The sequence below is a fragment of the Streptococcus oralis SK304 genome, from assembly GCF_000287715.1.
GTDB lineage: Bacteria > Bacillota > Bacilli > Lactobacillales > Streptococcaceae > Streptococcus > Streptococcus oralis_Y.
Genome location: NZ_ALJN01000016.1, coordinates 657,230 through 683,969 on the forward strand (window position 1 = coordinate 657,230; position 26,740 = coordinate 683,969).

The 26,740-nt window shown below is 40.5% G+C and carries 33 protein-coding genes, 1 pseudogene and 1 other annotated feature; of the genes and pseudogenes, 16 read left to right on the forward strand and 18 right to left on the reverse strand.

What is annotated here, in order from left to right; genetic code table 11:
- Window positions 1–32: 32 nt before the first annotated feature.
- Window positions 33–662: a helix-turn-helix domain-containing protein gene (locus tag HMPREF1125_RS10090; RefSeq protein WP_000997837.1), complete on the reverse strand. Its 630-nt coding sequence runs from the start codon at window positions 660–662 to the stop codon at window positions 33–35.
- Window positions 663–813: 151 nt separating this feature from the next.
- Here HMPREF1125_RS10090 and HMPREF1125_RS10095 point away from each other — a divergent pair, with 151 nt between their 5' ends.
- The 15 genes from HMPREF1125_RS10095 to HMPREF1125_RS10150 all read left to right on the forward strand — a co-directional run bounded on the left by HMPREF1125_RS10095 (window position 814) and on the right by HMPREF1125_RS10150 (window position 9,496).
- Entirely contained in the window at window positions 814–1,020 is a 207-nt protein-coding gene (locus HMPREF1125_RS10095) for a helix-turn-helix transcriptional regulator (RefSeq protein ID WP_000277811.1), read from the forward strand.
- A 62-nt stretch (window positions 1,021–1,082) separates the two neighbouring features.
- Window positions 1,083–1,712: a Rha family transcriptional regulator gene (locus HMPREF1125_RS10100; protein WP_000424680.1), complete on the forward strand. Its 630-nt coding sequence runs from the start codon at window positions 1,083–1,085 to the stop codon at window positions 1,710–1,712.
- A 312-nt stretch (window positions 1,713–2,024) separates the two neighbouring features.
- Entirely contained in the window at window positions 2,025–2,456 is a 432-nt protein-coding gene (locus HMPREF1125_RS10105; RefSeq protein ID WP_002883262.1) for a hypothetical protein, read from the forward strand.
- Window positions 2,453–2,668: a hypothetical protein gene (locus HMPREF1125_RS0102445; protein ID WP_001003771.1), complete on the forward strand. Its 216-nt coding sequence runs from the start codon at window positions 2,453–2,455 to the stop codon at window positions 2,666–2,668. The genes HMPREF1125_RS10105 and HMPREF1125_RS0102445 overlap by 4 nt, the downstream gene beginning before the upstream one ends.
- A complete protein-coding gene (locus HMPREF1125_RS10110) occupies window positions 2,665–3,012 on the forward strand; it encodes a hypothetical protein (RefSeq protein ID WP_000059975.1) in 348 nt (115 codons plus the stop codon). The genes HMPREF1125_RS0102445 and HMPREF1125_RS10110 overlap by 4 nt, the downstream gene beginning before the upstream one ends.
- A complete protein-coding gene (locus HMPREF1125_RS0102450; protein ID WP_000492118.1) occupies window positions 3,000–3,272 on the forward strand; it encodes a MerR family transcriptional regulator in 273 nt (90 codons plus the stop codon). Before HMPREF1125_RS10110 ends, HMPREF1125_RS0102450 begins: the two co-directional genes overlap by 13 nt.
- Complete coding sequence (locus HMPREF1125_RS10115; RefSeq protein ID WP_000158195.1) at window positions 3,269–4,129, forward strand: primase alpha helix C-terminal domain-containing protein; 861 nt, start codon at window positions 3,269–3,271, stop codon at window positions 4,127–4,129. Before HMPREF1125_RS0102450 ends, HMPREF1125_RS10115 begins: the two co-directional genes overlap by 4 nt.
- Window positions 4,130–4,148: 19 nt before the next feature.
- On the forward strand, window positions 4,149–5,648 hold the full coding sequence (locus tag HMPREF1125_RS10120; RefSeq protein ID WP_000792743.1) for a DNA primase family protein: 1,500 nt from the start codon (window positions 4,149–4,151) through the stop codon (window positions 5,646–5,648).
- A 363-nt stretch (window positions 5,649–6,011) separates the two neighbouring features.
- Window positions 6,012–6,545, forward strand: a complete 534-nt coding sequence (locus HMPREF1125_RS10125) for a hypothetical protein (protein ID WP_000173106.1) — start codon at window positions 6,012–6,014, stop codon at window positions 6,543–6,545.
- A 103-nt stretch (window positions 6,546–6,648) separates the two neighbouring features.
- The gene (locus tag HMPREF1125_RS10130; RefSeq protein ID WP_025172361.1) at window positions 6,649–7,158 is read left to right on the forward strand and encodes a hypothetical protein; all 510 of its coding nucleotides are present in this window, start codon (window positions 6,649–6,651) and stop codon (window positions 7,156–7,158) included.
- A gap of 470 nt (window positions 7,159–7,628) precedes the next feature.
- Window positions 7,629–8,048 carry a DUF1492 domain-containing protein gene (locus tag HMPREF1125_RS10135; protein ID WP_000186912.1) on the forward strand — a complete coding sequence of 140 codons (420 nt, stop codon included), beginning with the start codon at window positions 7,629–7,631 and terminating at the stop codon, window positions 8,046–8,048.
- A 109-nt stretch (window positions 8,049–8,157) separates the two neighbouring features.
- On the forward strand, window positions 8,158–8,286 hold the full coding sequence (locus tag HMPREF1125_RS12940; RefSeq protein ID WP_000568696.1) for a hypothetical protein: 129 nt from the start codon (window positions 8,158–8,160) through the stop codon (window positions 8,284–8,286).
- 209 nt (window positions 8,287–8,495) lie between these two features.
- Window positions 8,496–8,675 carry a type II toxin-antitoxin system HicA family toxin gene (locus HMPREF1125_RS10140; protein WP_001132280.1) on the forward strand — a complete coding sequence of 60 codons (180 nt, stop codon included), beginning with the start codon at window positions 8,496–8,498 and terminating at the stop codon, window positions 8,673–8,675.
- Between the two features lie 42 nt (window positions 8,676–8,717).
- Window positions 8,718–9,170: a type II toxin-antitoxin system HicB family antitoxin gene (locus HMPREF1125_RS10145; protein WP_000961807.1), complete on the forward strand. Its 453-nt coding sequence runs from the start codon at window positions 8,718–8,720 to the stop codon at window positions 9,168–9,170.
- 116 nt (window positions 9,171–9,286) lie between these two features.
- The gene (locus tag HMPREF1125_RS10150) at window positions 9,287–9,496 is read left to right on the forward strand and encodes a BOW99_gp33 family protein (protein WP_001151314.1); all 210 of its coding nucleotides are present in this window, start codon (window positions 9,287–9,289) and stop codon (window positions 9,494–9,496) included.
- 564 nt (window positions 9,497–10,060) lie between these two features.
- On the opposite strand, the pseudogene HMPREF1125_RS12975 reads toward HMPREF1125_RS10150, so the two are convergent.
- From HMPREF1125_RS12975 to HMPREF1125_RS10220, 14 genes and pseudogenes are all read right to left on the reverse strand, one after another.
- Window positions 10,061–11,103: pseudogene (locus HMPREF1125_RS12975) on the reverse strand (DNA/RNA non-specific endonuclease).
- A gap of 167 nt (window positions 11,104–11,270) precedes the next feature.
- Window positions 11,271–13,523, reverse strand: a complete 2,253-nt coding sequence (locus tag HMPREF1125_RS10160) for a glucosaminidase domain-containing protein (RefSeq protein ID WP_000832909.1) — start codon at window positions 13,521–13,523, stop codon at window positions 11,271–11,273.
- Window positions 13,524–13,633: 110 nt separating this feature from the next.
- Entirely contained in the window at window positions 13,634–14,572 is a 939-nt protein-coding gene (locus HMPREF1125_RS10165; RefSeq protein WP_000210708.1) for a dihydroorotate dehydrogenase, read from the reverse strand.
- A gap of 10 nt (window positions 14,573–14,582) precedes the next feature.
- Complete coding sequence (locus HMPREF1125_RS10170; RefSeq protein WP_002883221.1) at window positions 14,583–15,383, reverse strand: dihydroorotate dehydrogenase electron transfer subunit; 801 nt, start codon at window positions 15,381–15,383, stop codon at window positions 14,583–14,585.
- Between the two features lie 247 nt (window positions 15,384–15,630).
- Window positions 15,631–16,011, reverse strand: coding sequence for a VOC family protein (locus HMPREF1125_RS10175; protein WP_000157148.1), 381 nt, complete (start codon window positions 16,009–16,011; stop codon window positions 15,631–15,633).
- A gap of 57 nt (window positions 16,012–16,068) precedes the next feature.
- Complete coding sequence (rplT, locus tag HMPREF1125_RS10180; RefSeq protein WP_000124834.1) at window positions 16,069–16,428, reverse strand: 50S ribosomal protein L20; 360 nt, start codon at window positions 16,426–16,428, stop codon at window positions 16,069–16,071.
- Window positions 16,429–16,479: 51 nt separating this feature from the next.
- Window positions 16,480–16,680: a 50S ribosomal protein L35 gene (gene rpmI / locus HMPREF1125_RS10185; RefSeq protein ID WP_001125942.1), complete on the reverse strand. Its 201-nt coding sequence runs from the start codon at window positions 16,678–16,680 to the stop codon at window positions 16,480–16,482.
- A 32-nt stretch (window positions 16,681–16,712) separates the two neighbouring features.
- Window positions 16,713–17,243 carry a translation initiation factor IF-3 gene (infC, locus tag HMPREF1125_RS10190; protein ID WP_000848184.1) on the reverse strand — a complete coding sequence of 177 codons (531 nt, stop codon included), beginning with the start codon at window positions 17,241–17,243 and terminating at the stop codon, window positions 16,713–16,715.
- A 15-nt stretch (window positions 17,244–17,258) separates the two neighbouring features.
- Window positions 17,259–17,390: a sequence feature (ribosomal protein L20 leader region), on the reverse strand.
- Between the two features lie 157 nt (window positions 17,391–17,547).
- Window positions 17,548–18,732 (reverse strand): hypothetical protein, encoded by a 1,185-nt coding sequence (locus HMPREF1125_RS10195; protein ID WP_000652068.1) that lies wholly within the window; start codon window positions 18,730–18,732, stop codon window positions 17,548–17,550.
- On the reverse strand, window positions 18,729–19,322 hold the full coding sequence (locus HMPREF1125_RS10200; protein WP_000956989.1) for an ABC transporter ATP-binding protein: 594 nt from the start codon (window positions 19,320–19,322) through the stop codon (window positions 18,729–18,731). Before HMPREF1125_RS10200 ends, HMPREF1125_RS10195 begins: the two co-directional genes overlap by 4 nt.
- Window positions 19,323–19,354: 32 nt before the next feature.
- Complete coding sequence (locus tag HMPREF1125_RS10205) at window positions 19,355–19,543, reverse strand: hypothetical protein (protein ID WP_050547205.1); 189 nt, start codon at window positions 19,541–19,543, stop codon at window positions 19,355–19,357.
- A gap of 186 nt (window positions 19,544–19,729) precedes the next feature.
- On the reverse strand, window positions 19,730–21,970 hold the full coding sequence (locus HMPREF1125_RS10210) for a DNA internalization-related competence protein ComEC/Rec2 (RefSeq protein WP_000084752.1): 2,241 nt from the start codon (window positions 21,968–21,970) through the stop codon (window positions 19,730–19,732).
- The gene (locus HMPREF1125_RS10215) at window positions 21,954–22,604 is read right to left on the reverse strand and encodes a helix-hairpin-helix domain-containing protein (protein WP_000387315.1); all 651 of its coding nucleotides are present in this window, start codon (window positions 22,602–22,604) and stop codon (window positions 21,954–21,956) included. The genes HMPREF1125_RS10210 and HMPREF1125_RS10215 overlap by 17 nt, the downstream gene beginning before the upstream one ends.
- A 66-nt stretch (window positions 22,605–22,670) precedes the next feature.
- Window positions 22,671–23,240, reverse strand: a complete 570-nt coding sequence (locus HMPREF1125_RS10220) for a GNAT family N-acetyltransferase (RefSeq protein ID WP_000443741.1) — start codon at window positions 23,238–23,240, stop codon at window positions 22,671–22,673.
- A gap of 175 nt (window positions 23,241–23,415) precedes the next feature.
- On the opposite strand from HMPREF1125_RS10220, the gene ald reads away from it, so the two are divergent.
- Window positions 23,416–24,528, forward strand: a complete 1,113-nt coding sequence (gene ald / locus HMPREF1125_RS10225; protein ID WP_000904718.1) for an alanine dehydrogenase — start codon at window positions 23,416–23,418, stop codon at window positions 24,526–24,528.
- A gap of 57 nt (window positions 24,529–24,585) precedes the next feature.
- On the opposite strand, the gene HMPREF1125_RS10230 is transcribed toward ald, so the two are convergent.
- From HMPREF1125_RS10230 to cvfB, 3 genes are all read right to left on the reverse strand, one after another.
- Window positions 24,586–25,572 carry a PhoH family protein gene (locus HMPREF1125_RS10230; protein ID WP_000658175.1) on the reverse strand — a complete coding sequence of 329 codons (987 nt, stop codon included), beginning with the start codon at window positions 25,570–25,572 and terminating at the stop codon, window positions 24,586–24,588.
- 80 nt (window positions 25,573–25,652) lie between these two features.
- The gene (locus HMPREF1125_RS10235) at window positions 25,653–25,868 is read right to left on the reverse strand and encodes a YozE family protein (RefSeq protein ID WP_001232084.1); all 216 of its coding nucleotides are present in this window, start codon (window positions 25,866–25,868) and stop codon (window positions 25,653–25,655) included.
- 8 nt (window positions 25,869–25,876) lie between these two features.
- A complete protein-coding gene (cvfB, locus tag HMPREF1125_RS10240; RefSeq protein ID WP_001095474.1) occupies window positions 25,877–26,731 on the reverse strand; it encodes an RNA-binding virulence regulatory protein CvfB in 855 nt (284 codons plus the stop codon).
- Window positions 26,732–26,740: the final 9 nt, after the last annotated feature.

Sequence of the window (26,740 nt, forward strand, 5' to 3'; positions counted from 1 at the left end):
TATTTTCCTTTCTATATACTGAAGTTAGGAAACTAATCATCTTTTCTTATTTTTCTAGATTTTTCCTTAAGATTAGAAATGATATCAGAAGCCCATTCACCGGTTTCAAGGTACTTTTTGATTTTATATGCATAACTGTTTAAAAATGCTATCTGCATTTCTAAATCCATTAATTCTGTACCAGTAGATCCTTCTAAATAAGTTGATAATCCATCCACTGTTTTCTCAAAATAATCTTGCAAGTCTTCAAGACTTTCCAAAGGTTTAGAGGTGTTTTTTTGGAACAAATAGATATTAACTATATCTTCTATACCAAAATTTAAGAAGAAAGCCTTGTCAACAACTGCTTGAGTTCTTTGTAAGGCTGGTTTATCAATAGAGGCACCATTAAAAATTTTTTTAAAAAGTTCTTCTACAGCTTCCCAGTTATAATGACTTCCTCCGCGTTCCCCATGTAATAATTGACTTACAGTCATATCTCCAATCTTGGCTATAGACTTTAGACGCTCAGGATTCGGGATAGAAAGCCCGTTTTCCCATCGAGAAACTAGACCTTTTCCTGCTCCAAAGAGCTTCCCGAACTCCTCTAAAGTCATCCCTTTTTCTTGCCGTATGGATTTTATACGAGATCCAATTACTTTTTTATCTTCAATATCATTCATTAATCAAAGCCTCCTGTTTGCTTCAGACATATTGTATCAAACAGAAAGCTAAAAATCCACAAAATGTTTTAAAAAGTTATACAAAAGTGTTGACATTCAATTTGAAATAGACTAAAATTGGTTGCATAAGGTTATAAGAAAGGAGATTGTTATGTACAAACCTAATAAGGTCAGAGGTTATCGCAACATGTTAGGAATGACCCAAAAACAAATGGGTGAAGCACTTGGAATTAGCAAGCAAAGTTATATGAACAAGGAAAAAGGATATGTGACTTTTAAAGATTCTGAAAAACTAGTTTTTAAAAATCTACTGTTATCATTGTTCCCCGACATAAAACTTGAAGATATATTTTTTTAGAAAGAAGGTTATATAATGTTGCATGCTACCTTTGGTTTAGCTCTAAAGAAAGGATCAAAAACATGGAACTAGTCTACATGGACGGCAAGAAAGAGCCGTATACTACAAGCGAGATCATCGCCGAATGTGCTGAGGTTACTCATCACACAATACAAGAACTTTTAAGAAAGCATAAAGCTGATTTTGAAAGCTACGGAATTATCGCATTTGAAATGCGTAAATTAGATGGGCGAGGGCGACCAATGAAAATCTATCGCCTAAATGAACAACAGGCAACCTTGCTGATCACTTATCTAAAGAATACCGAACCTGTACGGCGGTTCAAAATGAACCTAGTCAAAGCATTCTTTGAAATGCGTGAGGAACTTTCTAAGTTTCGTATGCAGAGGGCGTTAGAAAAGCCAAAAAGAAAAACGCTGCATGACAGTATTGAGAACTGGGAACAAGCACCAAAGCACGCGCATAGCACCATGAACAATCTGCTACTAAAGGCAGTAACTGACAGGAACGCTAAACAGTTAATGGCGGAACGTGGGGGCTATAACGGTATTGATAGCTTGACCAGTGAGGAGCTGGAACAGTACCAGGCATTTGAGGACATGGTAATAGCCATGATTGGCTTGAATATGAGTTATCAGGAAATCAAGTCCCTGGTATTCAGAAATAAAAAACCACGCACTAAATGCGCGTGATTGCAACAAAAAAGGCTTACCGAGACCAATCAGCAAAGCCTTTCACACTAACACTAAAACGAATTTAACAAAGCAGGCAAGCTATTATTAAAAGGGTTTTAGTAAAGATTTATAACTAGATTATAGCATATCTAGGACATTTTGACCATACGGAGAGCGCTAACTCTTAAAACTGGTACTTTCTCACGCTTTCAATTTGGCGACTCTGAGCGTGAGGATATGAGCAATTACAGGAAAGACATTAAAAAGCTGTCGAAACAGGAACAAGCCCATCAGGGCAATTACACAAATATAGAAACAGAGGTAAAAAACATGGATACATACTTTGGAGATTTTGAAAAAGAGCTGGGACTTGTAGAGGAAAAGCTAGATATTTTATCAGAGTGGCATTTATCCAAGAAACACCATGGAGCAACAGAAATTGCTGAAGATTGTAGATCAGCAATCAGTCAGTTATGGATTCAGTTTTACAAATTATCTGAAGCATATAAAAAGCAAGAGGCAAGCCATGAGGTTTTCTTTAATAGGAATGTTGAGAACCTACTTGGAGAATTAAAAAAATATGACGATGAATGCACAGAAAGGCATGGTGAAGCTCCTGACTGGTTGCTATTCAGTTTCTTAGATCAAGCAATAAAAGAAAACAATTTAAGTAATGGGATCAATCACACAACTGCTTCAACTTGGACGTATTTACGTAGTTTAGTAGTTGCTGATCTACGAAAAAGAGGGCTATTGAAATGAACGAGCTAGATTTAACCAATACACAGGCGGTTATCTTTTCCGTGGTACTGATTGGCTTACTACTTTATCTAAACCACCGAGACCGCAAAAAAAGCGCTCAAATTGAGCGAGAAAGCAAACAGACGATAGAAATACCTAGCGAGGATTTAAACCCTGAATATGGGCGATATATCCAGCTTGCAGGGGTAGACGTATGGGGAGGAATTGAATGAGTCTAACAATGAATGACAAGCGAGTATTAAGACTAATTAAGGTAGGGGCTGAGAACTCCATAACAGGGGCAGAAATCAGCCTAATCACCAAACTAGCAGAAAGAACCGTCCAGGATATTATCAGCCGTCTGATCACGCGCTACGGTGTTCCTATCATCGGGGTACGTCACGGAGCTTTCAGAGGCTACTTTATCCCAGCTAACAAAGAGGAGTTACTGGACGGAGCAAAGGCATTCTATAACCAGGTACAAGAGGAACAGAAGCGCCTAACCGTCCTTTTAAATGCCGATTTAGAGAGTTACAAGCAACTGCTGAAGGGAGCTGATGAACAATGTTCAGTTTAAGCAAAGAAAGTGAAAACAGTCTAAAACGTGGCATCTTAAAACTGGTAGAAAACTTTCTAAAAGACTATTTAAAGCCTAAACAACGTATAACAGGGCTAATGACACCTAAACAACTCAAGGAAGAGTTAGAGATAGATTACAACACCTTAAAACGTTGGGAACGCGCTGGGCTAAAAAGGTGCACTCCTCCTATCGAGGATACACGCAAAGTCTTTTATAGAATCGATGATATTCTAATATTTCTAGGAGCTGAAAGATGACAATTTACGAGGCTAGAGGCTTTCAGGGTAATCTTGTCTATCCATTTGATAAGATTGAGCCATTCCAGTATATTGAACGCTTTAAGCCTTTTGTAGTCCCTGAAGGGGCAAACATTGAAGAATTTAAGCGTACACAAGCGCCTTACTGTATCAGCGGGAAAGTGACACCAGAAAAGAATGGCAGTTACAAGCGAAACAACTCCAGTCTAATCTATCGGGATTTGATTTTTCTTGATTATGACGATATACAGGGAACGTCTGAGGACTTCATAGAAGCCGTTTCTAGCGCCTTGTTTGGCTACTCCTACATCTTGTACCCGACTATCAAACATAGCATAGAAAAGCCCCGTTTTCGCCTTGTGGTGAAGCCTGACAACGTGATGAATGAGGCAACCTATAAGCAGGTAGTGAAGGAGATTGCTGACAAGATAGGACTACCCTTTGACATGGCCAGTCTAAACTGGTCACAACTCCAGGGGCTACCAATCACAACAGGAGACCCAGCAAGTTATCAAAAAATTGTCGAGCATGGCCTAGATTATCCAGTCCCCAAGGTTGAACCAAGAGCGAAGCAAGAAACTACTGAGCTTTACAAACCTAGAGCAAGTGGCCAGAGGTCAATGACTATGAGGATCATTGACACGCTTTTTAATGGTTTTGGAGACGAGGGAGGGCGTAACGTGGCACTCACGCGCTTTGTGGGGCTACTCTTTAACAAGTGGGTTGATTGTGACCTAGAGACCGCCTACGAGCTGACAAAACTAGCCAATAGCGTAACTGCTAACCCCCTGCCAGAGAAGGAGCTAGATAGGACTTTTGAAAGCATAGCACGGGCAGAATACAGAAAGAGAGGGTAGAACCATAGAAAAGGAAAAATTGAAAAACCTGGAAAGTGAAATCTTAGAGGTGAGAGAGCAAGAACAACCACCTAGAACGATGAAGGAGCTTGAAAATCGTATCTTTCAGGCTGGTGAAGAATGGCGGGCAGAACATACTGAAACAAAAGTAAACGAGTCCACAGGGGACGTTACTGAAAAGGTCGCTATGCCCCAAACCTTCACAGTCGCTAAAATTTTAAGCGATATTGTCACGTTTACTTTTATCAGTAAGAGCAGCATAGCTGATTATAGCCTACTCTATATCTATGATTTAGACGAGGGTATCTATACCGCTAGTAATGACCTGTTTAACCTATTCTGTAAGACTTTTGACGTGAGAATTAAGCCCAGAGAGTGGCCACAGATTAAGTTAATGGTTAGGACATTGACCAAGATAAAGAAGCCTTTAGAAAGTGCTGACCTTGTACCTGTAAAGAATGGTATTATTGATCTCAGAACTAAGGAGCTACTACCATTTAGCCCTGATTATATCATTACAAGCAAAATCAGCACAGCTTACCACGCGCCTAAACGAGTCCCAACAGATCGAGAGGGCAAAACTTTTGACGATTGGCTAAACTCAATCGCTTGTAATGATAGTGAACTGGTAACACTGTTTTGGCAGATTATCCTAGAAGCTATCAATCCTAACCACACCCGAAATAAGTTTGCTATCTTCTACGGGGACGGTAACAACGGTAAGGGGACGTTTCAGCGCTTCCTTATCAATCTGATAGGGGAAAGTAATATATCAGCCTTAAAGCCTGCACAGTTCGGAGAAAAGCATAACTTGGAGACCTTGGTAGGCAAAGTTTGTAATATTGGAGATGAAGCACCTAATGAATATTTGAAAAATCCGTCTGATTTAATGAGTATCACTAGCGGGGACACCGTGCTAGTCAATCCAAAAGGTCGGCCAGCTTTTGAAGCTACTTTTAAGTTATTCAATATCTTTTCAGGAAATTATATCCCCAACGGTGGCAACAAGACAAAAGGCTGGTATCGTAGAATTATGATCGTACCTTTCAATGCTGACTTTAACGGGGAGAAGGAAAAACCTTGGATAAAAAATGAGTTTTTAGCAAACAAGGAAGTCCTAGAGTATGCCCTGTACAAAGCCATCAACCAAAAGCCATTTACTCACTTTATCGAACCTAAAGCAGTTAAAGGCCTTCTAGAAGAATACCAAGAGGATAATGACTACTTGCTTTCATGGGTTAAACATGAATACATGGAAAAAGGTTGGCATGAGCTGGACGTAGTACCTGTTTTTATCGTTACAAGATCACTGAAGCATTATGCTGAGGACATGGGAATACCCAAGCCCAATGTTTACGGAGCAGGTAAAGAAACTATCAGGCACTTACAACAGTTGACGCCTAATAAGTACCAACTTAAGAGGGCGAGGGTCAAGGTTGAAGATTACGACAAACTGGATCCGCTAGAGTTTGAAAGAACAAAACTAGCTAAAACTAATCATGCTGTCGTTAAAGACTAAAATGTTACCTTCTTTTTATGCCCTAAACCCTTGGTATATCTAGGTTTTTACCCCAAAATGTTACCTTCTTGTTACCTTGTTTAGAAAGAAGGTAACGTAGTTGAACCCTTGATAATATTGACTTTTTTGGAAAAATGTTACCTTGTTACCTTCTTTTTAACTCTCTATATAGGGAAAAAATAGTATTTATATATATAAGGGCAATGACTTCAAAAGAAGGTAACATGGTAACAAAATGGTCTAATCCCTTGTGGCAGTAAGGCTGAACTATGTTACCTAGAAGGTAACAAAATCACTAAAGAAGGTAACAAATCGCAAAAATTTACATAATTTACCTTAAAATAAGAATAGGAGAAAAACAACATGACATTAAAAACCTTTTCAGATAAAGCAAAAGCATTCACTTTCACTTACGAATTTAAAGACCTAGATACTGCTATGGTCGCAGGGCACGCGCTACTAGGATATATGACTGGGACATATTGCCAGCCTGTAATCTCATTGACCTACAAGGATAAAGGCACACTAGTAGCTGAGTATGTGGAAGATCACAAGCTAAACAATACCTTCAAGCGTATTTGTGACAGTTTCAAAGAATACTACAAGCACCCAGAGGGGGATGAAGCATTTGAAGAACGTTACAAACAGGAGCGCGTGCTTCAACTCAAAGAGTCAGAGAACTTTGATAGTTTGCTGGAAAAGGTAACAGACTACGAGCTGGAGCTATTAGACTATGCTGATCGCTTGCTTTCTGATAAGCCTATCCCTATGGACTCTATGACTGCTTTTGGTACGTTGGAAATGCTGGGCGATGAAAGTATTAACCTACTCCAAAAGTTGGACGTAGAAGGCGAATATAAAGGCCTTGCTGATTATGTGGCAGAGGCAGAAAGCTAGAACTATCAAGAGAGGCGCTAGCCTCTTTTTGTGGTTTCATTGCTACTGAACCCAATCAATTTGGGTTTTTCTATATAGGGGTATTTTTGAACGAATGGAAGTTATAAAATCAATAACCATAGAGACATTTATAAAGCCAATGAAAGACAAGAATATCAGTCACGGTATAGCTGAGTTGGACGGTAGAAAACTAGAGATAGACCTAGATAACCTGTATATCATCTTTGGAAGTAATCATTTTGATTTAGCAAGTATACCAGGAACCAAGGGAGGAAATCGCTACTTCTTTGTCTGTCCTATTTGTGGTAATCGATGCAGAAAACTCTATAAGAGACTTTTGCTATATGGTTGTGGATCATGCCAGAAAATACACAAATCAACACTGAACCGAAGTAAGACAGATTGCCAATACTATTGGGAGAGAGCACTGAGGGAAGCTAGAAAGGTGGAACCAGGTTGGAGCCCAAAACGTGGCGGATATATGTTTGATAGTTTTCCTAAAAGACCAAAGTATATGAAACGTAACAAGTATTATAAGCATTATCAAAAGTTTGTGAACTACACCAAGAAAGGAGATAGTTTTTGGCTGAATGGATTGAGCAATCTGAAGTAGTGTTTTGAAACATTTCCAAACAAATCTAAATAAAGATCACAGTTACAACAGTTCAATTACAAGATACTAAGCAGGCATGAAGGCAAGACAGGAGGCAGAGATACCCCCTTTATTTTTAGACGGGGGTAGGTATTGTTCGGATATAAGAACGCTGCCCTCTTCTGTACGAAAAATTCCCTTTTTGAAATGTTTATAAGTGTTAGGGAATGTAGTGCTATCAAGAAATTCGCTTAATTTTTTACCTCCAAAGCTATCTCTCAACTATCCTTTTATAACCATGGTGGGGTAGCCCCCCTATCCACGCGCTTCTATGACCTTCACGCCGTCACTGTACATTTTTTCTCGCGGGAAATTACTTCCTAGGGAATAATTGAACTCCGAGCGAACGCCGAGAAAATGCAAAAAAGCCAAGGCGCTCCGCCTCAGCTATAATTAACACAATAAAATTATACCATACAGGAGGCCAAGGCATGACACCAGATCAGGTAAAAGAAAAACTAGAGGGCATTAAGTGGATCAATAAAGAAATAGAAGGCTTATATTTGGAGCTTGCAGCTTTAGAAAGTGGTATTATCAAAAAGCAAGAACTGAGCACTACTAGAGTACAAACAAGCAGGGTAAATACAGCAGAGAATAACCTTATAAGCGTTCTAAAACTAAAAGAGGACACTTTACAGAGAATTGAGCGACTTACTGAAGAGAGAATGGAAATATCTAGGCTGATTGATAAGCTAGCCAATCCGCTTGAGCGTGCTGTTCTAAGACTTTTTTACTTGAATAATCTCGTAGCTTTGGAAGTGGCCGAAGAAATAGGAAAGTCTGCCACCTCAGTATATCGAGTAAAGCAGGAAGCTATAGAACACTTAGCAGGTATGGTAAATGGGGATTGATAAGGCTGAATATGAGCGTATCAAGGCCGAAATACTGCTAGACTTTGCTAAAGGCTATCGAGGTGGTGTTTTGTTGAAAAATGTTGAGAATTAAGTGAGGGAGAATGACATGATTGAAGATTTTTTGATTGATTTAGAGAATATCCAATTAGAGGATATGGAAATAGATTTAAACATGGATTTTGAAATAGATGTTGACCTTGACGGTTTAGATTTAACTTTACTACAAGAATTATAAGCGCAAATGTTGGCAAATGTAGGCTGAGGCTTCATATTTGCCCCTGCTTCACTTTGTTTCGGACTGGACGACTAAAATTCATTACGGATAAACTAAAAGACCTTAGAAACGAATCTGGGGGCTTTTGTGATTTGATAGATAATAAGTATTATCCCTTTACAGTACGTGTAATACGTGTTATAATAATACTGTCAGGAGGTAAAAGCGCTATGCCTATGACACAAAAAGAGATGGTCAAACTCCTTACGGCTCATGGTTGGATAAAAACCAAAGGCGGTAAAGGCTCCCATGTTAAAATGGAGAAGGAAGGGGAAAGACCTATCACAGTCCCTCATGGTGAACTTAATAAGTACACTGAAAGAGGGATAAGAAAGCAAGCAGGACTGTAATAAAGGCAGTCCCCCGCTTGTCTTTGATTTTGGAGGTAAACTATGCTTGTCACTTATCCAGCTTTATTTTATTATGACGATACAGACGGAGCTAACGCCCCTTACTTTGTAACTTTCCCAGATTTTGAACATTCAGCAACTCAAGGGGAGGATATGGCAGACGCTATGGCAATGGCCAGCGATTGGCTCGGTATTAACCTAGCTGATTATATCGAGAATGGGCGAGAAATTCCTACCCCTACTCCTATTAACGCTTTATCTTTGGCTTCTAACAACCCTTTCCAGAATGACGAGGACATAGATCTAGTCTATAATCCTAGTAAATCTTTTATCTCTATGGTTATGGTTGACGTTGCAGAATATCTAGGCAGTCAAGAGCCTGTTAAAAAAACCCTAACCATTCCACGTTGGGCGGATACATTAGGGCGTGACCTAGGGTTGAACTTCTCACAGACCCTAACAGACGCTATTGCTGATAAAAAAATCCATGCTTAATAATTAACTATGATATAATTGACTTATAAACAGAGCTTTTCCATCTCCCCTTGAAACAGTTCGTTCTGCGGTAGGAGGTGGGACGGTTCTGTTTTTACCATAAAGGAGTATTTAACATGGCAAAAGTTAAAGGAAAATGGAACCCAACAATATCCCATATTGTCCCTAAAGGTACCAAACTAGCAGACGGTACAATATTAGACAAAGAAACAACCTTAACACAAGAAGAATTTACTAAAAATCCCCCTGTTATTCCAGCAGGACATCCTTTTTATAATATTTGGGCTGGCATAATTAGAGAAAAGATAGAAAAAGGAGAGTTATAACATCAAAATACTGTACATTTCCACTTGATATTTGCTTGAAATCGTATTGTTAAGGTCAACAAAATTGATAACCACGCGCTTTTATCTATCTCACCTTTTCGCTAGCTAAAACAACCAATGCGCGTGATAAACATGGTATAATATATTCACAGCTGGAGGCTTGCATAGTCTAGCCGATTAGGGAGAGTTAGACCGTGAGGTCACACACTCCCTTTTTTTGGTATAATAAGCCTATCAGATAAGCAAAAACAACTAAAAAAGCGTAGCTGATGACTACGCTAGTTCTTGCCTGCTGAACTCGTAAATTATTGACCTATTTTAGGTCTTTTTTTACTCCCCTTTTTGTGGACTTTGGGAGAATATTAAAGGTCATTTGTGACTATGTTTTTTTCAAAAAGTCCACAAAAATAAAGCCTATAAACTCCTATTTAAAGCCATTCCTAGACACTTTTCAGGATTTCTTCAAAAGTCATGTTATTCTCCTTTAATGCTACATTCTTAATTTAATTATAACAAAAAACCGTTTTACAACGGCTTTTTGACTGTATATCTACTAAACTCTTCCTACCACTGCAATCCAGCTTCTCTGATTTCTTTCTTAGAAGCAAATTTACCATTTGGTCTGTGCCATCTCCCTTTTCTATCTCTGAGTAGCCACCTGAATTTGTTGATTGCGAGTTTGATTTCTGACTTTCTTCCTTTTCTTGTGCAGCCTGACGTGCTTTTTTTTCTTCTTCCTCTTTCGCTTTCTTTTCAGCTGCTTCTTTTTCCTCAGCCTCTTTCTTGGCTTTTTCCTCAGCCTCTTTCTTAGCCTTTTCTTCAGCTTCTTTCTTAGCTTTTTCTTCTTCGTTTTCAACTGTATTTTTGGCAGTACCATCCAAATAATTGATTTCCGCATTAGCTGAAACATTGTCTAGAATAACATGTGTCACAGAATACTGATCAACCTTTTCCTTACTACCACCTAACTTGATCTCCAAGAGTTTGCCGTTTTCATCAATTCCCACATACTGCAACTCAATCTGTCTTGGAATCAATTCGTCCTTTTGATAGATTGGGGTCACCTTATAATCAAGATAGTAGTTTGGGTGATTGGCCAACCAGGAGTCCAATCGATTTTCATAGTAAAGCATGCTTTCTTGATTAGTGTTATCTGTTCCATAATATGTTCCAGCATTGAGCCAGTTAGTCATAGGAACCAAGTTTTTCTTTTCATCATTCAATCCACTAAACTGGTACCCAATCAAATGACCTCGATTCATTAACCATGCCTTTTTAGAACCATCTCCATAGTAAAAATTATAGTTATGCCAACCAACCGGGTTATAACTTATCTTAGGCTCTCTCTTCTCAGTTGGCTCATCGCTGTCCTTAAGTTGAATATGAGCACCCGTTGCGCGTGATTTAGAATCCAATTCCCCAAGTTCTAGCTGCTTTTCATTTTTAAAAGGCAAGAGTCCAGCTTCTTTAAACAACTTCTCATCAAACTTGATTTGCTTCTGTTCAATTTTTTCTTCTGGGACCTTTGATTCCGCCTTATGTCCAGAACAAGCAACTAGTGTTGTGATTGAAAGCAAGGCAATTGAGAAGGATAGTAACTTTTTCATAAAATTCTCCTTTTTATATAGTAATTAGATTAATATCTCCTATTACATTTTACTATCATTTTGTTAATTGTTCAAGAATAAAGAGACTGTTATTATACTATTTCTCCTCCAATGTCCAAAACAAAAACGATAACTACTTTTCAGTAGTTACCGCTGATTTCTTTTGATTAGTCTTTCCAACCAAGTTTGCTGTTGATAGTCATCATGATGCTGGCTATCTTCTCACCCCAGTATGGATCAGAAGCATAGCGAACATTCATCCCGGTTGCTTTATTTCCAAGGTGGTCTCTGCCGTAGTCAATGTAATTCTCACGGATCCACTTGGCCGCTCCAAGGATTCCTTTATCCACATTATCAAAGCTCTTGGCTGAGAGATATGGGCTAGTATCATAAGCAGCAATACCAAAGAAGTTGTTCTTATCTCTGGCAATTTGACTGCGACCCCAAGCACTTTCAAGGGCACTATGTGCCATCAAGTAAAGGGCATTGACACCGTAGCGTTCCTCAGCTTCTTTGAAAGTCGCTCCTTTACCTGCAAGAGGACTATCCTGCAAGTTCATCATCGAATACAGTTTATCCAACTCAGCTGCACTATAATTACTTGGTTCTCTCAAGTTTTTATAAAGGAAAGGATTTTTAATGGTAAAGCCATCAAAATGCTCTCCATCAGTTGAGTAGTACTTCTTGCCAATAACCATAGCAGAAGTGTGTGGAGCTACTTTGATACTCGTATAAGGAGAGAGTTCATGGTAGAGGAATTTCCCATCACTAGTATAATGAGGGATAAACTCGCTACCTTCATCTACTGCTGTCAAATCACTTTGATTCATATAGCCAGACAAGCCAGAAATCGAAACTGCAAGTCGGCCGCCTTTTCGCGTCGAGCTATCCAGTGAAACAATGCTTCCTTGGTTAATGTAACTCAAGATTTCTCCAGATGCACTATAGACATAGGCTGTGATGGGTTTAACTTTGTAATATTTGGTTTTATCCGCAACATGCCATCTACCAGAAGCATCCAAGGTATGACCATCCACAGTTTCATTTTTTGCAATATAACCGCCTGATTTAAGGTAATACCATGATTGGTCGGATGAATCGTAGATTAATTCTTTCTCAGCCATCTTTCCATTTGACTTGAGGTAGAACCAGTTATTCTTGTACCATACCCACTCACTCGCAGCCATATAACCGCCAGATTTGAGATAGTAGTAACCATTATCCCAGATCCATTCTTTATTGGCATAATTTCCATCAGAGTTAATATAGAACCATGAGTTATAATTCTTGTCAAAGAGCCAACCTTTACCAGCTTTTGCTCCACTACTCGTCACATAGCTGCGGTCAATCCACGTTTCTGTGGAGAGGTAGCCACCGGATTTGAAATGGTAATCCTTACCTTTGATGATTTGCCAACCTTTTTCAGCATAGGTTCCGTCAGCTTTCAAGTAAAACCATGAGTTATAATTCTTGTCAAAGAGCCATTCCGATTTCAGTTTAGCTCCACTCTTAGCAACATAGAAGCGGTCAATCCAACGTTCAGTAGAAAGATAGCCTCCAAATTTGAAATGGTAATCTTTACCTTTAATCGTTTCCCAGCCTTTTTCGGCATAGCTACCATCAGCTTTCAAGTAAAACCAAGAATCATAATTCTTATCAAAGAGCCATTCCGATTTCAATTTAGCTCCACTTTTAGCAACATAGAAGCGGTCAATCCAACGTTCAGTAGAAAGATAACCGCCTGATTTGAAATGGTAGTCCTTCCCATCTATAGTTTGCCAGCCATTTTCAGCATAGGTACCATCTTGTTGAATGTAGAACCAACTGCTATAGTTATCATCATAAATCCAACCTTGTTTGACTTTATTACCATTTTCTGACAAATAGTTCTTACCAAGCCAAGTACTTTTCAGCATTTTACCTTGTGAATTGATGTAGTATTGGTTCTCCCCTTGAGTGATCCACTCATCTTTGGCCATTTTTCCATCTGCTTTAAGGTAATATTTTTCCTGACCTTGTTGAATCCACTCATTTTGAGCTTTCTGACCATCAGACTTGAGATAATACCAGGATTCTTGTTCCTGATTAAATACCCACTGTTCCTTAGCTTTAGCACCACTTTCAGTCACATAGTACTGGCCAATCCACGTTTTCGTAGCTAATTTCCCAGCTTCGTTAAAATAGTAATCCTTACCATCAACAGTCAGCCAGCCGTTTTCTGCACGTTGTCCATCAGCCTTAAGATAAAACCAATTCTGATACGTTTGGTCAAAGATCCATTGGTTGGTTACTGGTTTTCCATCAGCTTTGAGGTAGGTCTTTCCTTGCCAAGTTCCCTCTTCTGCTTTTGCTGTCTCCACTACAGTAAAAAAACACCCCAATAAACCAGCACTTACTAGGGCCACTTTCCATCGTTTCATTTAAATGCTCCAATAACGTTTTCTAAACCCTATTGTAACATAGTTAACCGACGGAAATATTACAAATTGATGAAGATTCTATTTCTTGTTGACAATAAGGAAGACCTAGCTTATCTCAGACTGGCTTTGACTTCCTTACGGAGATCTTCCAAACTACTAATGCCATATTTGTCCATAACTTTTTGTAAATTTTCGATGATATCAGGACAGGCATAAGGATTGGTAAAGTTGGCTGTTCCAACTCCGATGGCAGAGGCACCAGCCAGATACATTTCTAGCGCTGCTTCAGCAGAATCCACTCCCCCCATTCCAATGATGGGAAGGTCGGTTGTTTGGGCGACTTGGCGGATGAGTTTGAGGGCTACTGGAAAGACTGCTGGTCCAGACATTCCACCTGTTCCATTGGCTAGGATTGGTTTTCTTGTTTTGAGGTCAAAGCGCATACCGACTAGAGTATTGATCATGGTTAAGCCACTTGCTCCTGCATCTTCTGCGGCTTTGGCGATGGTGACAACATCCGTTACACTAGGGGTTAGTTTGACATAAACTGGCACATCAGAGGCCTCTACAGCTGCTTTTACCACTTCATAAGCCAAGTCAGGATCTTGCCCAATCAAAAGTCCATGATTGCCATGATCCACATTCGGACAAGAGATATTGAGCTCGATCGCTTTTACATTGGCTGCCTTGGAAATCCCCTGAGAAACGGCAGCGTACTCTTGTTTTGAAAAGCCTGCTACATTGGCGATGATAGGAAGTGTTGGATATTCTCTTTCCAGCCAAGGCAACTTTTCAGCTAAAACAGCTTCTAAACCTGGATTTTGCAAACCGATTGCATTGAGCATACCTGCAGGCGTTTCTGCCACCCTAGGAGTTGGATTGCCAAAACGGGGTTCTAGAGTCGTTGCCTTGATCATAATAGAGCCTAAAAGGTCCAAATCATAGTACTTGGAATATTCCTGACCAAAACCAAAACAGCCTGATGCTGGAATAATTGGATTTTTCAAATCCAAACCCGGTAGAGAAACTTGTAAACGATTTGTAGTCATGATTTTCTCCTTATAATACAACTGTTCCTGTGCGGAAAACAGGGCCATCTTCACAGACGCGTTGGCTGACAGTCTCACTATCTGGCACCTTTAGAACACAGGCATAGCAAGCCCCCATCCCACAAGCCATACGGGATTCCAGAGATAGGTAGGCTCTTGGATGATCATAAAATCTTTGATTGATATACTTCATCATTCCAGGCGCCCCACATGAGTAAACAGCATCAAATTTACTGTCTAAATCATTGATGACAACAGATACATTTCCCTTAATGCCATAAGAACCATCATCTGTCGTAACAAAGACCTGACCATATTGGGCCAATTCGGTTTCGAGAATAACAGCATCCTTGCTGGCAAAACCGAGGACTGTCACTACTGTCACCCCACGCGCATGCAATTCCTTGGCTACCTCAAGCAAGGGTGGAACACCAATCCCACCACCAACGAGGAGAACTTGGCTCTGATTGCCTAAATCAGACAAGTCAAAACCATTCCCCTGAGGTCCCATCACATCAAGAGTATCTCCCTGACTTAATGTTGAAAAAATAGCTGTCCCAGCTCCCTCAATCCGATAAATGAGATGACACTGCTTCTTAGCCTTGTCAATAGATGAAATTGAAATAGGACGACGCAAGAGATGGGCATCATCAGGCACACGCAGATGGAGAAATTGACCTGCTCGCATGGCTTCAACCATTTCTCCTTCTAGGACTAATTCAAAGATTGCTGGCGCGATTTCCTCCTGTGCGACCACCTTCATGCTTTCCATACGAATCGCACCCATACGCTTCTTACATGTGGGATTCATGACTTTTCCTCCTTAAATTTAAGGGGACCAGATAAAGAAAAGACCTTGCTATAGCAAGGTCTCAGTTAGGTTAGGCTAGAACTCATGCGCACACTTAAAAAGTCTCCACAGAGAGTCCCCTTATCCCTTTTATCTGACACCTTGTGAGTCTCTCTGGACTCCCCTTAAAGGTTAAATTTGTATTAGTATACTCTTTCAAAGAAAAAAAGTCAAGCAGAAAACGAACATTCTACTTGACTTCACTCGATTATTTTTCACGAATGACTTCGACCTTGTAGCCATCAGGATCCTTGACAAAGTAATAGTTTGGTGGGGTTCCAGGTAGGCCTTTTGACTCTGTAACCTCATAGCCTTTCGCACTATGTTCTTGATGAAGTGCCTCAAGGTCAGGTGTACTGAGGGCGATATGGGCAAAGCCATCTCCAACCACATAAGGGCCGTGGTCATAGTTATAGGTCAATTCCAACTCGTAGTCATCACCGTCAAGTCCTAGATAGACAATCGTGAAGGCATGGTCTGGAAAATCTCTGCGACGCAATTCTTTAAAACCAAAAGCATCTTGATAGAATGCAATTGATTTTTCAAGGTTTTCTACTCGCAAGCAAGTGTGTAGCATTTTTGAAGCCATATATTCTCCTTTATTTTTAAAAAGACTGGGACAATCCTGTTCCAGTCTTATCAATTATTATTTACCAAGTTTTGCTTTAGCTGCATCTGCAAGAGCTGTGAAAGCTGCTGCATCGTTAACAGCCAAGTCAGCAAGCATTTTACGGTTTACTTCAATCTCAGCCAATTTCAAACCATGCATCAATTGTGAGTATGAAAGTCCGTTCATACGAGCTGCCGCGTTGATACGAGTGATCCACAATTTGCGGAAGTCACGTTTCTTTTGACGACGGTCACGGTATGCATAGTAGTAAGAGTTCATTACTTGTTCTTTTGCAGTACGGAACAAGATGTGTTTAGCTCCATAGTAACCTTTTGCTAATTTAAGAATACGTTTACGACGTTTGCGTGATACAACGCCACCTTTAACACGTGCCATGTTTTATTTCCTCCAAATATTTCCTAGAATTGTTTACTTACTGTTAGGCTATTATTTCAAGCGAGTAAGCATTGCTTTGATACGTTTGAAATCTCCTGAATGCACCATAGATGCTTTACGAAGATGACGACGTTGTTTCTTAGTTTTTCCGTGGAAACGGTGAGAAGTGTAAGCACGGAAACGTTTAAGTCCACCAGAACCTGTACGTTTGAAACGTTTAGCTGATGCGCGGTGTGTTTTTTGTTTTGGCATGATTTTTTCTCCTTTATTTAACTTTCTGACACTTATTTTTTGTCAGTTGCTGGCGCCAACTGCATGAACATTTGGCGTCCATCCATCTTAGCTCGTTGTTCGATGATCGCAATATCTTGTGTTGCTTCAGCAAACTCGGCTAAAACTTTTGCACCAATCTCTTTATGGGTGATCATACGCCCTTTAAAGCGAATGGATACCTTAACTTTATTTCCTTTTTCAAGGAACTTGCGTGCATTGCGAAGTTTTGTGTCAAAGTCACCCTTGTCAATAGTTGGACTCAGACGAACTTCTTTCACAGTAACAACACTTTGTTTTTTACGTTGTTCTTTTTGCTTTTTCTGATACTCAAATTTGAACTTACCGTAGTCCATAATTTTAGCAACAGGCGGTTTTGCTTGGGGTTGAATCAATACTAAGTCAACATTTGCACTATCAGCCAATGCTTGCGCTTCGCTGAGTGGCTTAATGCCTAGCTGTTCTCCCTCAAGACCGATCAAGCGAACTTCACGTACACGAATTTCATCATTGATGAATAAGTCTTGCTTTGCTATGGTTTTCACCTCTTTTTTATTATTAGAGAAAAACAAGAGCGGACTCGTAATGATACAAGCCCGCACGTTATGATAGCGTTTCTTAGAAACTTTTCATCCGTAGGGCCAGGCAACTCAATGTCACAAGGCGAGAAGCTCTCACTTCTGCTTTTCTCAACTTTTATATGATACCAAGTTTTCTATCCCTTGTCAAGATAAAAAGTCATTTTTTCGAAAAACTTTCAGTTTTCTTCTTGATGTCCGCATCAAAAAGAGAGAACCTAGTCGGTTTCCTCCCTCTGTTAGTTTTTTCCTCACCTTCCGTATAGGAATGCTAAGACCTATTAAAACTTTTCTTTTTACGTGAACTTCCCCATCTTTCGATAAATAGAATACCCACTAACAAAAGGATAATCAGGCAAGGAAGTAAGATCAGCCCCATGCTCCAATTTAGATCTACATTATTAATCTGCTTAGGTAATCTTCCAGATAAAATCTCTACTGAACGCAAGTATGTAAAGGGAATCAGATGCGCAATACTCTGAAGAGGCTGAATTGTTTGAATACCAAACAATAAGCCAACAATCCCAATAAGTGAAAGAAAGAGGACAGGCATTTTTTGCTTGAAAAAGTAAGCAATCAAGTACACTACTTCCACAATGACGATAAAGGCTAAGAAAGCCAAGAGCAAGCTAGGAAATAATACATCTTGTATTTTTCCAATGGTTACCTCTTGATTCGTTAAGCTATATATCGGGTAGGGATAATCTAACTGTCCAAAACCACTTATCAGACTTCCCACTAGAAAAGAAAATCCGCTGATTCCGATAAACAGCACAGTTACATAACCCACTCCAACTCCAAGAGAGGACATGGCAAATGTCACTTTTGAAAAAGGATATAATTGAGCTGTATCGAGATTATTTTGATATCTTTCTGCGAACAGTTGCGTTAGCATAAAAATAATAGCAACCACAAACAAGCTTGGGATGATAAGCTCTAAAATCCAGACAATCTGATCAATCCCGTGGGTCGGATAAACTAAATTGTGGGCTTTTATGTTCAAGGGATATAGGGCTTGGTAAGTCTTTCGTTCGCGGTCAACCGCCATTTTAAAGTCAGAGTTAGAAGTCGGTTCCTTTGATACAATTTCATAACTCTTTTCCTCAGCTTGCCACTGCAAATAGTAGGCTTCTTTCCAGCGTCCTTCTTTTAACAAAGCCAGAATTTCTTTCTTTTGAGTCAAAAGATTTTTTTGCAATTCTAAATTACTTTCAGCAATCTGGTATTCCTCCGAGCTGGTGTCAGATATTTGGGAGAGTTTCTCTTCATATCCATTGATGACTCTCTCACGGTTTACAAGACTAGTTTCCAACTCTCTCTCCAAGCTGACGGAGTTTGCAGTCTGACTATTAAAATAAAAGGTAACACCGAGTCCAGATACAAATAAAGCTAAGATAACCCAGTTTAAGCGACTTTTGAAAACTTTCTTTAACAAAAATAGGCTAATATCTTTCATAACGGAACCTCTTCTATCTGGCCCTGACGAATGGTTACCATGCTATCGCAAATCTCCACCAACTCCTCTTTGTAGTGGGAACTCAAAAGAACCAGCTGTTCTTGTCTATTGATTTGTGCCAGCCTATCAAAAAACTTCTGTCGATAATATTCGTCTAAACCATTTGTTACCTCATCCATGAGCCAGCATTTCGCCTGACTGAGGAAATACATAGCAATCACCAAGCGTTGCTTCATCCCTAAGGAATACTTGCGGATGGGAAGGTTGATATAGTCAGACATTTCCCAATAGGCGATTTCGTCCCCCAAGTTTAGGTCTGACTTCCAGATGTTTTTTATGAGACGAAGGTAGTCCATCCCACTTAGGTTTCCATCCAGCCATTCAACGCTCTCATAATAAAACAAAGAAGGAGGGGCTGCGATATGTCCACTACTAAGGGGAAGTAGCTTGCTCATAGCTCGGAACAGGGTCGTCTTTCCCGAGCCATTGATAGCAAGAAGGCCATAAATCCTACCCTTTTTAAAGGTAAAATCCGCATCTTGCAAGATGACTTGTCGCGTTTTTAAGGTAACATGAGTAAGAGTTAACATATCCAGCCCTCCTTTTTCTCAATTTTTAACGATTAATAGTTTCCGCTGTAGTAGTTTATGACTTCATAACGATCGTAATTCCAGCCAGAACCAATTTTATACTCAGAATAGCCTTCATAACGAGACCATGACGGAATCCAAGCATATTGATGGTCGTGATAGTTGGTACTATATTCCCACACGGTATTCCAATCATACCAATAACTCTTAGTGACTCTCACAGCAGATACACTGGACTGAAAAAGACCAATAGATAACAAACTAGCTAATAAAACGACTTTTGCTGATTCTTCATGTTTACATTGCATTTATATCACTACTATTGAAAGCACTTTCATTTTATCGTTTTTCTCAGTATTATGCAACAGATTTTTAGTTTATTTAACTAATATATAACATTTTTCTTCCTAACGAACGCTTTCAATTCGCCAACTATTCCATCCTTTAAAGCGAATAGCTCCGTTCTGGTCAGTTCGGTAAATCTTACTCTTGATAGTTTCTAGTCGTGTCAAGGTTTCCTGATGGGGGAGTTTGGCACGATTGGTCTTACCAACCGAGATGAGAGTGAGCTCTGGTTTGAGTTTTTCTAGAAAAACTGGATTTGATGAGGTTCTAGCACCATGCTGGCCTGCTTTCAAGACATCCACATCTAGGTCAGGATAATGCTTCAGCAAGTCCTTCTCTCCTTTTTCCTCCAAGTTTCCAGTAAAGAGAAAATGCTTATCCAAGAGTTTCCCATAAAGAAGGAGAGAATCATCATGACTTCCATCTCCAATCTTCCTTGGAGATAGGACTTCTAAGTAACTGCCAAAAATCGGAAAATTCTCCCCTGCTGTCACACTGCGTACCTTGGTTTGGATTTCTTCTAGTTCTGCTACAAATTCCTTCTGTGTCAAACTTCTTTTTGACACTAAAATCTCCCCGACATGGAAAGCCTTGGTCACCTCCAGCAAATCTCCAACATGCTCCTTCTCTGTATTGGTCAAAATCAGCTGGTCAATCTTGTCTACTCCACGACTTTTAAGATAGGGAATCAAGGTTCTCTGGGCATTGCTGGTCGTCGACTTTTGCTGCCAAGCTTGGATTTTTTTGTCGGATTCTGCCTTTCCTCCTACATCTATGAGTATGGTTTTACCAGTTACATCCCTTAGAAAAATGCTTTCTCCCTGCCCTACATCCAGCATGGTAATTTCATTTTCCAGCGGATGCTTGGTCAAGAAAAAGAGTCCTACGATAAAGAGACTGAATCCTGCTACCTTTTTGATGTTTTTCCTAAAATCATACAGTATTGCCAGGGAAATCAACAGTAGAATCAACAGTCCTGCATTGGGTTGTCCAAAAACTAGAGGTCTACTTGCCAGCTGCGATACCAAGCGAATGATGTTCTCCAAGCACTCAAAGACAAAGTTAAACTGAGTGACTGGGTAAACAAAAGACAGAATGAATAAGATAGACAAATGTGGTAAGAAAACCAAATCAAAAAGAAAGGAAAAGACAAAGGTTAAAATAATTGACCAAGGCTGAAATTCTGCAAAATAAAAGGACAAAATAGGCAATATTCCCAAGGAAATGACTAGACTTTCTCTAGCAACAGCCTTGAGCCCCTCCCCTTCTTTACTGGTCATGGTCAAGATAAAAGCGTAGGCACAGGACAAGACTCCTCCTGCTGTCAAGAAAAAGTTGGGCATAATGATAAAGAGGACAAGGACCGTTAAGGCAAAATTGTCCAAGCCCTTGTAGCCATGTTGGGCTAGTAACTTTTGTAAGAGACTGCGAATGACCGAAGCTGAGAATCCTGTCAAACCTGCATAGATAAGGGAAAAGGGATAGGTCAGCCACTTCAACTTTTCTTGAGTCAAGCCCAATCGCAAAAGGAGCTTCTTAAACCCATCCATAAAAAATCCTACCTGCATACCTGACAAGGCAAAAAGGTGGATAATTCCTAGACTAGAATAGAGCTCATTCATCTCCTCGAAGTCCGTATCCAGATGTCCTAGCAACAGCCCTGTCATATAGTTGCGCATAGGGTCGGGAAAGTGCGTCTTGATCCAAACAATAGCCTTTCTACGTAGACTCGATAGGTTTTCACCTATATCCCAACTGCTAACCTTTTTCATTGACTGGATACTCTTGATAGTCAAAGTTTGGTAAATCCCCTGAGTCTTCAGATAGGCTCGGTAGTCAAATCCACCAAAATTTCTCTGGCCTTCTGGCTCGGAAAGTTTTCCTTCTAGTTCAACCTCATGAAGGTCTGTCAAGGCTTGAAAGTGCTCTTTCTCCTCCTCGGACTGGAGTTTATAGTAAACTTGGAAGGTACGACCGTCAGCCTTGCCCCGAAAGGACAGACTATCTCCATTGACTTTGATAGTATCTGGTAAAATCCGTACCTTCTCAACAGAATCCACTAACTTTTGACTAGCTTGTGTCTGTTGCCAAGTTTGAAACAGAAACCAAAATCCAAAAACTCCACAAATCGCTAGAACTTTACCAGCCGATTTCCAAGGAAATTGGAAAAAGAGACAGACGAGCAAAAAAACAAAACCTAGCAGTGCGAGATAGGACGCTCCAAAAATTGCATAGTAAAGCCAGAGTAACAGAAAACTCAGATAGATTAGGGGGATAGGGAAATTCTTAATCCACTGTGACATAATCTTTTAGCTTTTCTATGGTCTTAGCGCCAATGCCAGAGACTTTCTTGAGTTCATCTACTGACTTAAATTTACCATTTGCCTCACGATGGTCGATAATATCCTGGGCTCGTTTACCACCCAGTCCCTTGACCTGCTTGAGCTCTTCCAGACTAGCTTTATTTAGGTTGATCTTCTTTTCTTTACTTGACGAAGGAGTCGTTCCAGAGGCAGCCTGCTGACTAGCTGCTTCTTCCCCCTTACTCGGGACGTAGACCAGAGCCTCGTCACTAACTTTCTGAGCTAGATTGAGCGACTTGCTATCTGCTTGCTCTGTCAAGCCACCAGCTTTCTGAACGGCATCATGAACACGACTACCTACTGGCAAGTCATAAATCCCTGGTGATTTAACAGCACCTTTGACATCTACTGTGATTAAATCTTGTTCAGGAGACTCTTCCTTTTCTTCCTTCTTCACTTCTTTTTCAGAAGTTGAATCCTTTGAAACAGATGCAACTTCTGCCTGTAAATTTGTTTCTTTCACAGGTGTTTGTGAAGTTGGTTTTAACAAGAAAAAGCCGCCTAAGGCCAGACCCAAACCTGCACAGATGACAATGATTTTATACTCTTTGATTTTCTCGATAATTGCTTCCATATTTTCTCCTCTCTTATGTTATTCGTAAGAGTAAGAAAAAACAGTCGAAAATTTCTTTTCAACTGCTTATTTATTTGCAAAATAATCTTCCTTGGTCAAGACATAATGAACTCTTGTAACGATTCGTCCTTTTTCATGCTGGTCCATACAAGCATAAGCTTCTTCGTGGGAAAAACGCATACCTGATTTCTCCATGACCTTTCCTGATGCAGGATTGTCTTTATCGTGTAGGGCGGTCAACTTGTTCATTCCAATCTTCTCAAAAGCCAGTTCAATCACGGCACGATTGGCCTCTGTCGTCAATCCTTGATTCCAATATTTTTTATTGATAATGTAGCCAATAGCTGCTTTCTTAAGAACAGGATCAATCTTGTGCAGGTCAATGGTACCGATAAACTGACCATTGCTTTTTAGTTCGATTCCCCATCGTCCCAAGGGATTGGCCAAGTAGAACTGAGCGATGTTATTCTTGGTTTCTTCCAAGCTTTGATTGGTTGGAAAAGTGTAGCGCGTATTTTCTCTGTCTGAGGCATACTGAAACATAGCATCCGCATCATCCAAGGTTACAGGTCGGAGCAACAAACGCTCTGTTTCTATAGACGGATACTGGGCAAATTTCACAAATATTGATTCCATACTTTTCCCTCCATTAAAACTTGATTCCCACTAGTCTAGCATAAATAAATTTTGATAACAAGTTTTTCTTGATTTTTGAAGCGGTTTCATATACAATAAAACCATCACATTTTTGATTTATGAAATGGAATGTGACAACTAAATAATCCCGTCAATTGAAAGGTAGGTTATCTCTATGTTAATCGGAATTCCAAAAGAAATTAAAAATAACGAAAACCGCGTTGCCCTAACTCCTGCTGGCGTCCATAGTTTAGTCAGCCGTGGACATCGTGTCCTCATCGAAACAAATGCTGGTCTCGGTTCAGGATTTACTGATGAAGACTATCAAAAGCAAGGAGCTGAGATTGTCGCTACTGCTGCTGAAGCCTGGGCTGCCGAATTAGTCGTGAAAGTAAAAGAACCACTAGCTTCTGAATACGGATACTTGCGCGATGATCTTCTCCTCTTCACTTACTTGCACATGGCCGCCGCTCCAGAATTGGCAGATGCTATGCTAGCAGCCAAAACAACAGGAATTGCCTATGAGACTGTTCGTGACAATCAAGGACAACTACCACTCCTCGTTCCTATGAGTGAAGTTGCAGGTCGTATGGCGGTTCAAATCGGAGCCCACTTCCTTACTAAGCAAGCTGGTGGCTCTGGTGTCCTACTAGGTGGTGTACCAGGTGTTCCAAAAGGAAAAGTAACCATCATCGGTGGCGGTGTCGTCGGTACACATGCTGCCCGTATCGCCCTTGGAGTTGGTGCCCAAGTGACTATTTTAGATATCAGTGCTAAACGTCTCTCAGTTCTAGAAGAAGTCTTTGGTAACCAAATCCAAACTCTTATGTCAAATTCTTTCAACATTGAAGCCAGTGTGAGAGATGCTGATGTGGTAATTGGAGCGGTTCTCATCCCTGGTGCCAAAGCACCGAAATTAGTGACAGATGAGATGGTCAAACAAATGCGTCCAGGATCTGTCATCGTTGACGTTGCTGTTGACCAAGGTGGCGTTATCGAAACAGCTGACCGTGTGACAACGCACGATGAGCCTGTTTATGAAAAACACGGTGTTCTCCACTATGCCGTTGCCAATATCCCTGGTGCGGTTGCCCGTACTTCTACTATCGCCCTAACAAATGTCACTCTTCCTTATATCGAAGCTCTGGCTGGCAAAGGATTCGCACAAGCAATTGCTGAAGATGAGGGCTTGCGTCAAGGTGTGACCACTTATCAAGGTTACTTGACCAGCCTCCCAGTTGCTCAAGGCCTCGATAAAGATCATACGTCTATCGACGAACTTGTTTAAATCTAGACACTCATTAAAAAGAAGAAGAGCAGTTCAAATGGAACTGCTCTTCTTTTGTTATTCTGTCTCTTCCTTCTTTTCTTCATTTTTAAGTGGAGCTGGTTCATAAGCTCGGATAATCTGAGAGACAACTGGATGACGAACCACATCCTTAGCTGAAAAATGAACAAAGTCGATTTGGTGAATATTCTTAAGCTTTTCTTGGGCATCAATCAAACCGGACTTGACATTACGCGGCAGGTCAATCTGACTGATATCTCCATTGACAATCATCTTAGAATTAAATCCTAAACGAGTCAGGAACATCTTCATCTGCATGATGGTCGTATTTTGTGCCTCATCGAGAATAACAAAAGCATCGTCCAAGGTCCGTCCACGCATGTAGGCAAGGGGCGCAATCTCGATAATTTCACGCTCCATAAGACGAGTCGTCTGGTCTTTTCCTAAAATCTGATACAAGGCATCGTAAACAGGTCGAAGGTAAGGGTCCACCTTTTCCTTGAGATCACCCGGAAGAAATCCAAGACTCTCACCAGCTTCCACTGCTGGACGAGTTAGGATAATTCGCTTGACCTGCCCACGTTTAAGGGCAGTTACTGCCAAAGTCACTGCAAGAAAGGTCTTCCCTGTCCCTGCTGGTCCGATTCCAAAGGTCACATCATGCTGTTTGACACTGTCCACATAAAGTTTTTGACCTAAGGTTTTGACACGGATCGGTTTCCCAGTATTGTCCTTGATAATTTCTTCTTCGTAAAGGGCGACAAACTTATCAATTTCATCATTTTTGACCATGGTAATAGCCGTCACCACATCTGGCGTGCCAACCGTCATTCCTCGATTCACCAAGACCATCAAGGCTTGGATAACCTGACGGGCTTCCTCGCATGCAGCTTCTTCTCCCAAAACCTGGACAATCTCCGTACGGGCATGAATCACCACATCGAGCTCTTCTTCCATCAAACGAAGATGGCGCTCGTTGGATCCAAAAAGATGAAACAAGTCATCTGGATGACTCAGTTGAATGTCTATTGAATGTTCCTTCAAATAAAGAACCTCTCTAATCCGTTTATTTCTTTTTATTATAGCAAAGAGAACAATAAAATACTAGCCTCATCTCATTGTCTCTAGTGTTCTAAGTATTCTTGCCAGATAGCGTCAAAATCTCCTAGGTTAAAAGAGAAACTGGCATGTTCCTCCAAAAAGCGACTCACCTCATCAAAATCATCTGTGTGTTTTGGGAAGGCTGACTCTTCAAAAGCGAGGTCTGCCAAGATGGCTTTGGGACTGTTACTTTTAGGATTGCGCTCGGTCATGAGCCAAGTGTAAAATGATTTTCTCATATGTCTCCCTAAACCAACTCTGTCCCAAACTGATCTTGCTTGATTTTACCAGCCTTCATCAAACCACCGAGCGCTTTTTTAAATTGACCTTTAGAAATACCAAAGGTAGCCTTGATATCATCTGGCGCTGACTTATCATTCAAGGTCATGAAACCGCCATTGCTTTCCAAGTAGGTCAAAATCATCTGAGCATCATTTTCCAACATCTCAAAGGAACGTGGTTTGAGGGATAGATTCAAAGTACGATCCACTTCACGGAAACCAATCACACGCGCATCTAAAACTTGCCCCAAGCGTGGCTCTGCGTAGCGCTCACTTGGGTGAATGAAACCAAGCATGTTATTCTCTGGCAGGTAAACAAAAGTTCCTGACAGCTTGAGACGGTAAACAATGGCTGGCCAATTTTGGTTCTGCATGTTGTTGTAGGCAGGACGAGCCAAACGTTGGAAGTCTTCTTGATAAGCCAAGAGTCCCCAGATACGGTCTTTATTGTCCACTTCAAGGCGGATGTAGAGTTTGTCGCCCTTCTTAGGCCATAGTTCCTTGAGCTCAGGGAGGATATCGAGTGACACAACGATTTCTTTATCAGGTAGACCGGTATCGACAAAAACACCCAAGTCCTTACGAACTTCTGTTACCGTTCCCCAACCAAATTGGTCCTGAGTGGCAGTCACTTCTAAAGTTGTCAGACGTAGTTTTTGCTTCATATCCGTGTAGGCAAAACCTTTGACCGTATCCCCTACTGTATGTTGACCTTCTTCCTTGGCAAGTGCATAGGTTTGACCATCCTTTTGCACAAAGTAAAAACGGTCATTTTCATCGATGATAAGTCCAACGATTAAACTTGCAAGATTTGTATTCATATTTCCTTC

Excerpts from the sequence above, each read along its gene's own strand:
- HMPREF1125_RS10090 (WP_000997837.1), bottom strand. The coding sequence starts at position 662 with ATGAATGATATTGAAGATAAAAAAGTAATTGGATCTCGTATAAAATCC.
- HMPREF1125_RS10095 (WP_000277811.1), top strand. The coding sequence starts at position 814 with ATGTACAAACCTAATAAGGTCAGAGGTTATCGCAACATGTTAGGAATG.
- HMPREF1125_RS10100 (WP_000424680.1), top strand. The coding sequence starts at position 1,083 with ATGGAACTAGTCTACATGGACGGCAAGAAAGAGCCGTATACTACAAGC.
- HMPREF1125_RS10105 (WP_002883262.1), top strand. The coding sequence starts at position 2,025 with ATGGATACATACTTTGGAGATTTTGAAAAAGAGCTGGGACTTGTAGAG.
- HMPREF1125_RS0102445 (WP_001003771.1), top strand. The coding sequence starts at position 2,453 with ATGAACGAGCTAGATTTAACCAATACACAGGCGGTTATCTTTTCCGTG.
- HMPREF1125_RS10110 (WP_000059975.1), top strand. The coding sequence starts at position 2,665 with ATGAGTCTAACAATGAATGACAAGCGAGTATTAAGACTAATTAAGGTA.
- HMPREF1125_RS0102450 (WP_000492118.1), top strand. The coding sequence starts at position 3,000 with ATGTTCAGTTTAAGCAAAGAAAGTGAAAACAGTCTAAAACGTGGCATC.
- HMPREF1125_RS10115 (WP_000158195.1), top strand. The coding sequence starts at position 3,269 with ATGACAATTTACGAGGCTAGAGGCTTTCAGGGTAATCTTGTCTATCCA.
- HMPREF1125_RS10125 (WP_000173106.1), top strand. The coding sequence starts at position 6,012 with ATGACATTAAAAACCTTTTCAGATAAAGCAAAAGCATTCACTTTCACT.
- HMPREF1125_RS10135 (WP_000186912.1), top strand. The coding sequence starts at position 7,629 with ATGACACCAGATCAGGTAAAAGAAAAACTAGAGGGCATTAAGTGGATC.
- HMPREF1125_RS12940 (WP_000568696.1), top strand. The coding sequence starts at position 8,158 with ATGATTGAAGATTTTTTGATTGATTTAGAGAATATCCAATTAGAGGAT.
- HMPREF1125_RS10140 (WP_001132280.1), top strand. The coding sequence starts at position 8,496 with ATGCCTATGACACAAAAAGAGATGGTCAAACTCCTTACGGCTCATGGT.
- HMPREF1125_RS10145 (WP_000961807.1), top strand. The coding sequence starts at position 8,718 with ATGCTTGTCACTTATCCAGCTTTATTTTATTATGACGATACAGACGGA.
- HMPREF1125_RS10150 (WP_001151314.1), top strand. The coding sequence starts at position 9,287 with ATGGCAAAAGTTAAAGGAAAATGGAACCCAACAATATCCCATATTGTC.
- HMPREF1125_RS10160 (WP_000832909.1), bottom strand. The coding sequence starts at position 13,523 with ATGAAACGATGGAAAGTGGCCCTAGTAAGTGCTGGTTTATTGGGGTGT.
- HMPREF1125_RS10165 (WP_000210708.1), bottom strand. The coding sequence starts at position 14,572 with ATGACTACAAATCGTTTACAAGTTTCTCTACCGGGTTTGGATTTGAAA.
- HMPREF1125_RS10170 (WP_002883221.1), bottom strand. The coding sequence starts at position 15,383 with ATGAATCCCACATGTAAGAAGCGTATGGGTGCGATTCGTATGGAAAGC.
- HMPREF1125_RS10175 (WP_000157148.1), bottom strand. The coding sequence starts at position 16,011 with ATGGCTTCAAAAATGCTACACACTTGCTTGCGAGTAGAAAACCTTGAA.
- rplT (WP_000124834.1), bottom strand. The coding sequence starts at position 16,428 with ATGGCACGTGTTAAAGGTGGCGTTGTATCACGCAAACGTCGTAAACGT.
- rpmI (WP_001125942.1), bottom strand. The coding sequence starts at position 16,680 with ATGCCAAAACAAAAAACACACCGCGCATCAGCTAAACGTTTCAAACGT.
- HMPREF1125_RS10195 (WP_000652068.1), bottom strand. The coding sequence starts at position 18,732 with ATGAAAGATATTAGCCTATTTTTGTTAAAGAAAGTTTTCAAAAGTCGC.
- HMPREF1125_RS10200 (WP_000956989.1), bottom strand. The coding sequence starts at position 19,322 with ATGTTAACTCTTACTCATGTTACCTTAAAAACGCGACAAGTCATCTTG.
- HMPREF1125_RS10210 (WP_000084752.1), bottom strand. The coding sequence starts at position 21,970 with ATGTCACAGTGGATTAAGAATTTCCCTATCCCCCTAATCTATCTGAGT.
- HMPREF1125_RS10215 (WP_000387315.1), bottom strand. The coding sequence starts at position 22,604 with ATGGAAGCAATTATCGAGAAAATCAAAGAGTATAAAATCATTGTCATC.
- HMPREF1125_RS10220 (WP_000443741.1), bottom strand. The coding sequence starts at position 23,240 with ATGGAATCAATATTTGTGAAATTTGCCCAGTATCCGTCTATAGAAACA.
- ald (WP_000904718.1), top strand. The coding sequence starts at position 23,416 with ATGTTAATCGGAATTCCAAAAGAAATTAAAAATAACGAAAACCGCGTT.
- HMPREF1125_RS10235 (WP_001232084.1), bottom strand. The coding sequence starts at position 25,868 with ATGAGAAAATCATTTTACACTTGGCTCATGACCGAGCGCAATCCTAAA.
- cvfB (WP_001095474.1), bottom strand. The coding sequence starts at position 26,731 with ATGAATACAAATCTTGCAAGTTTAATCGTTGGACTTATCATCGATGAA.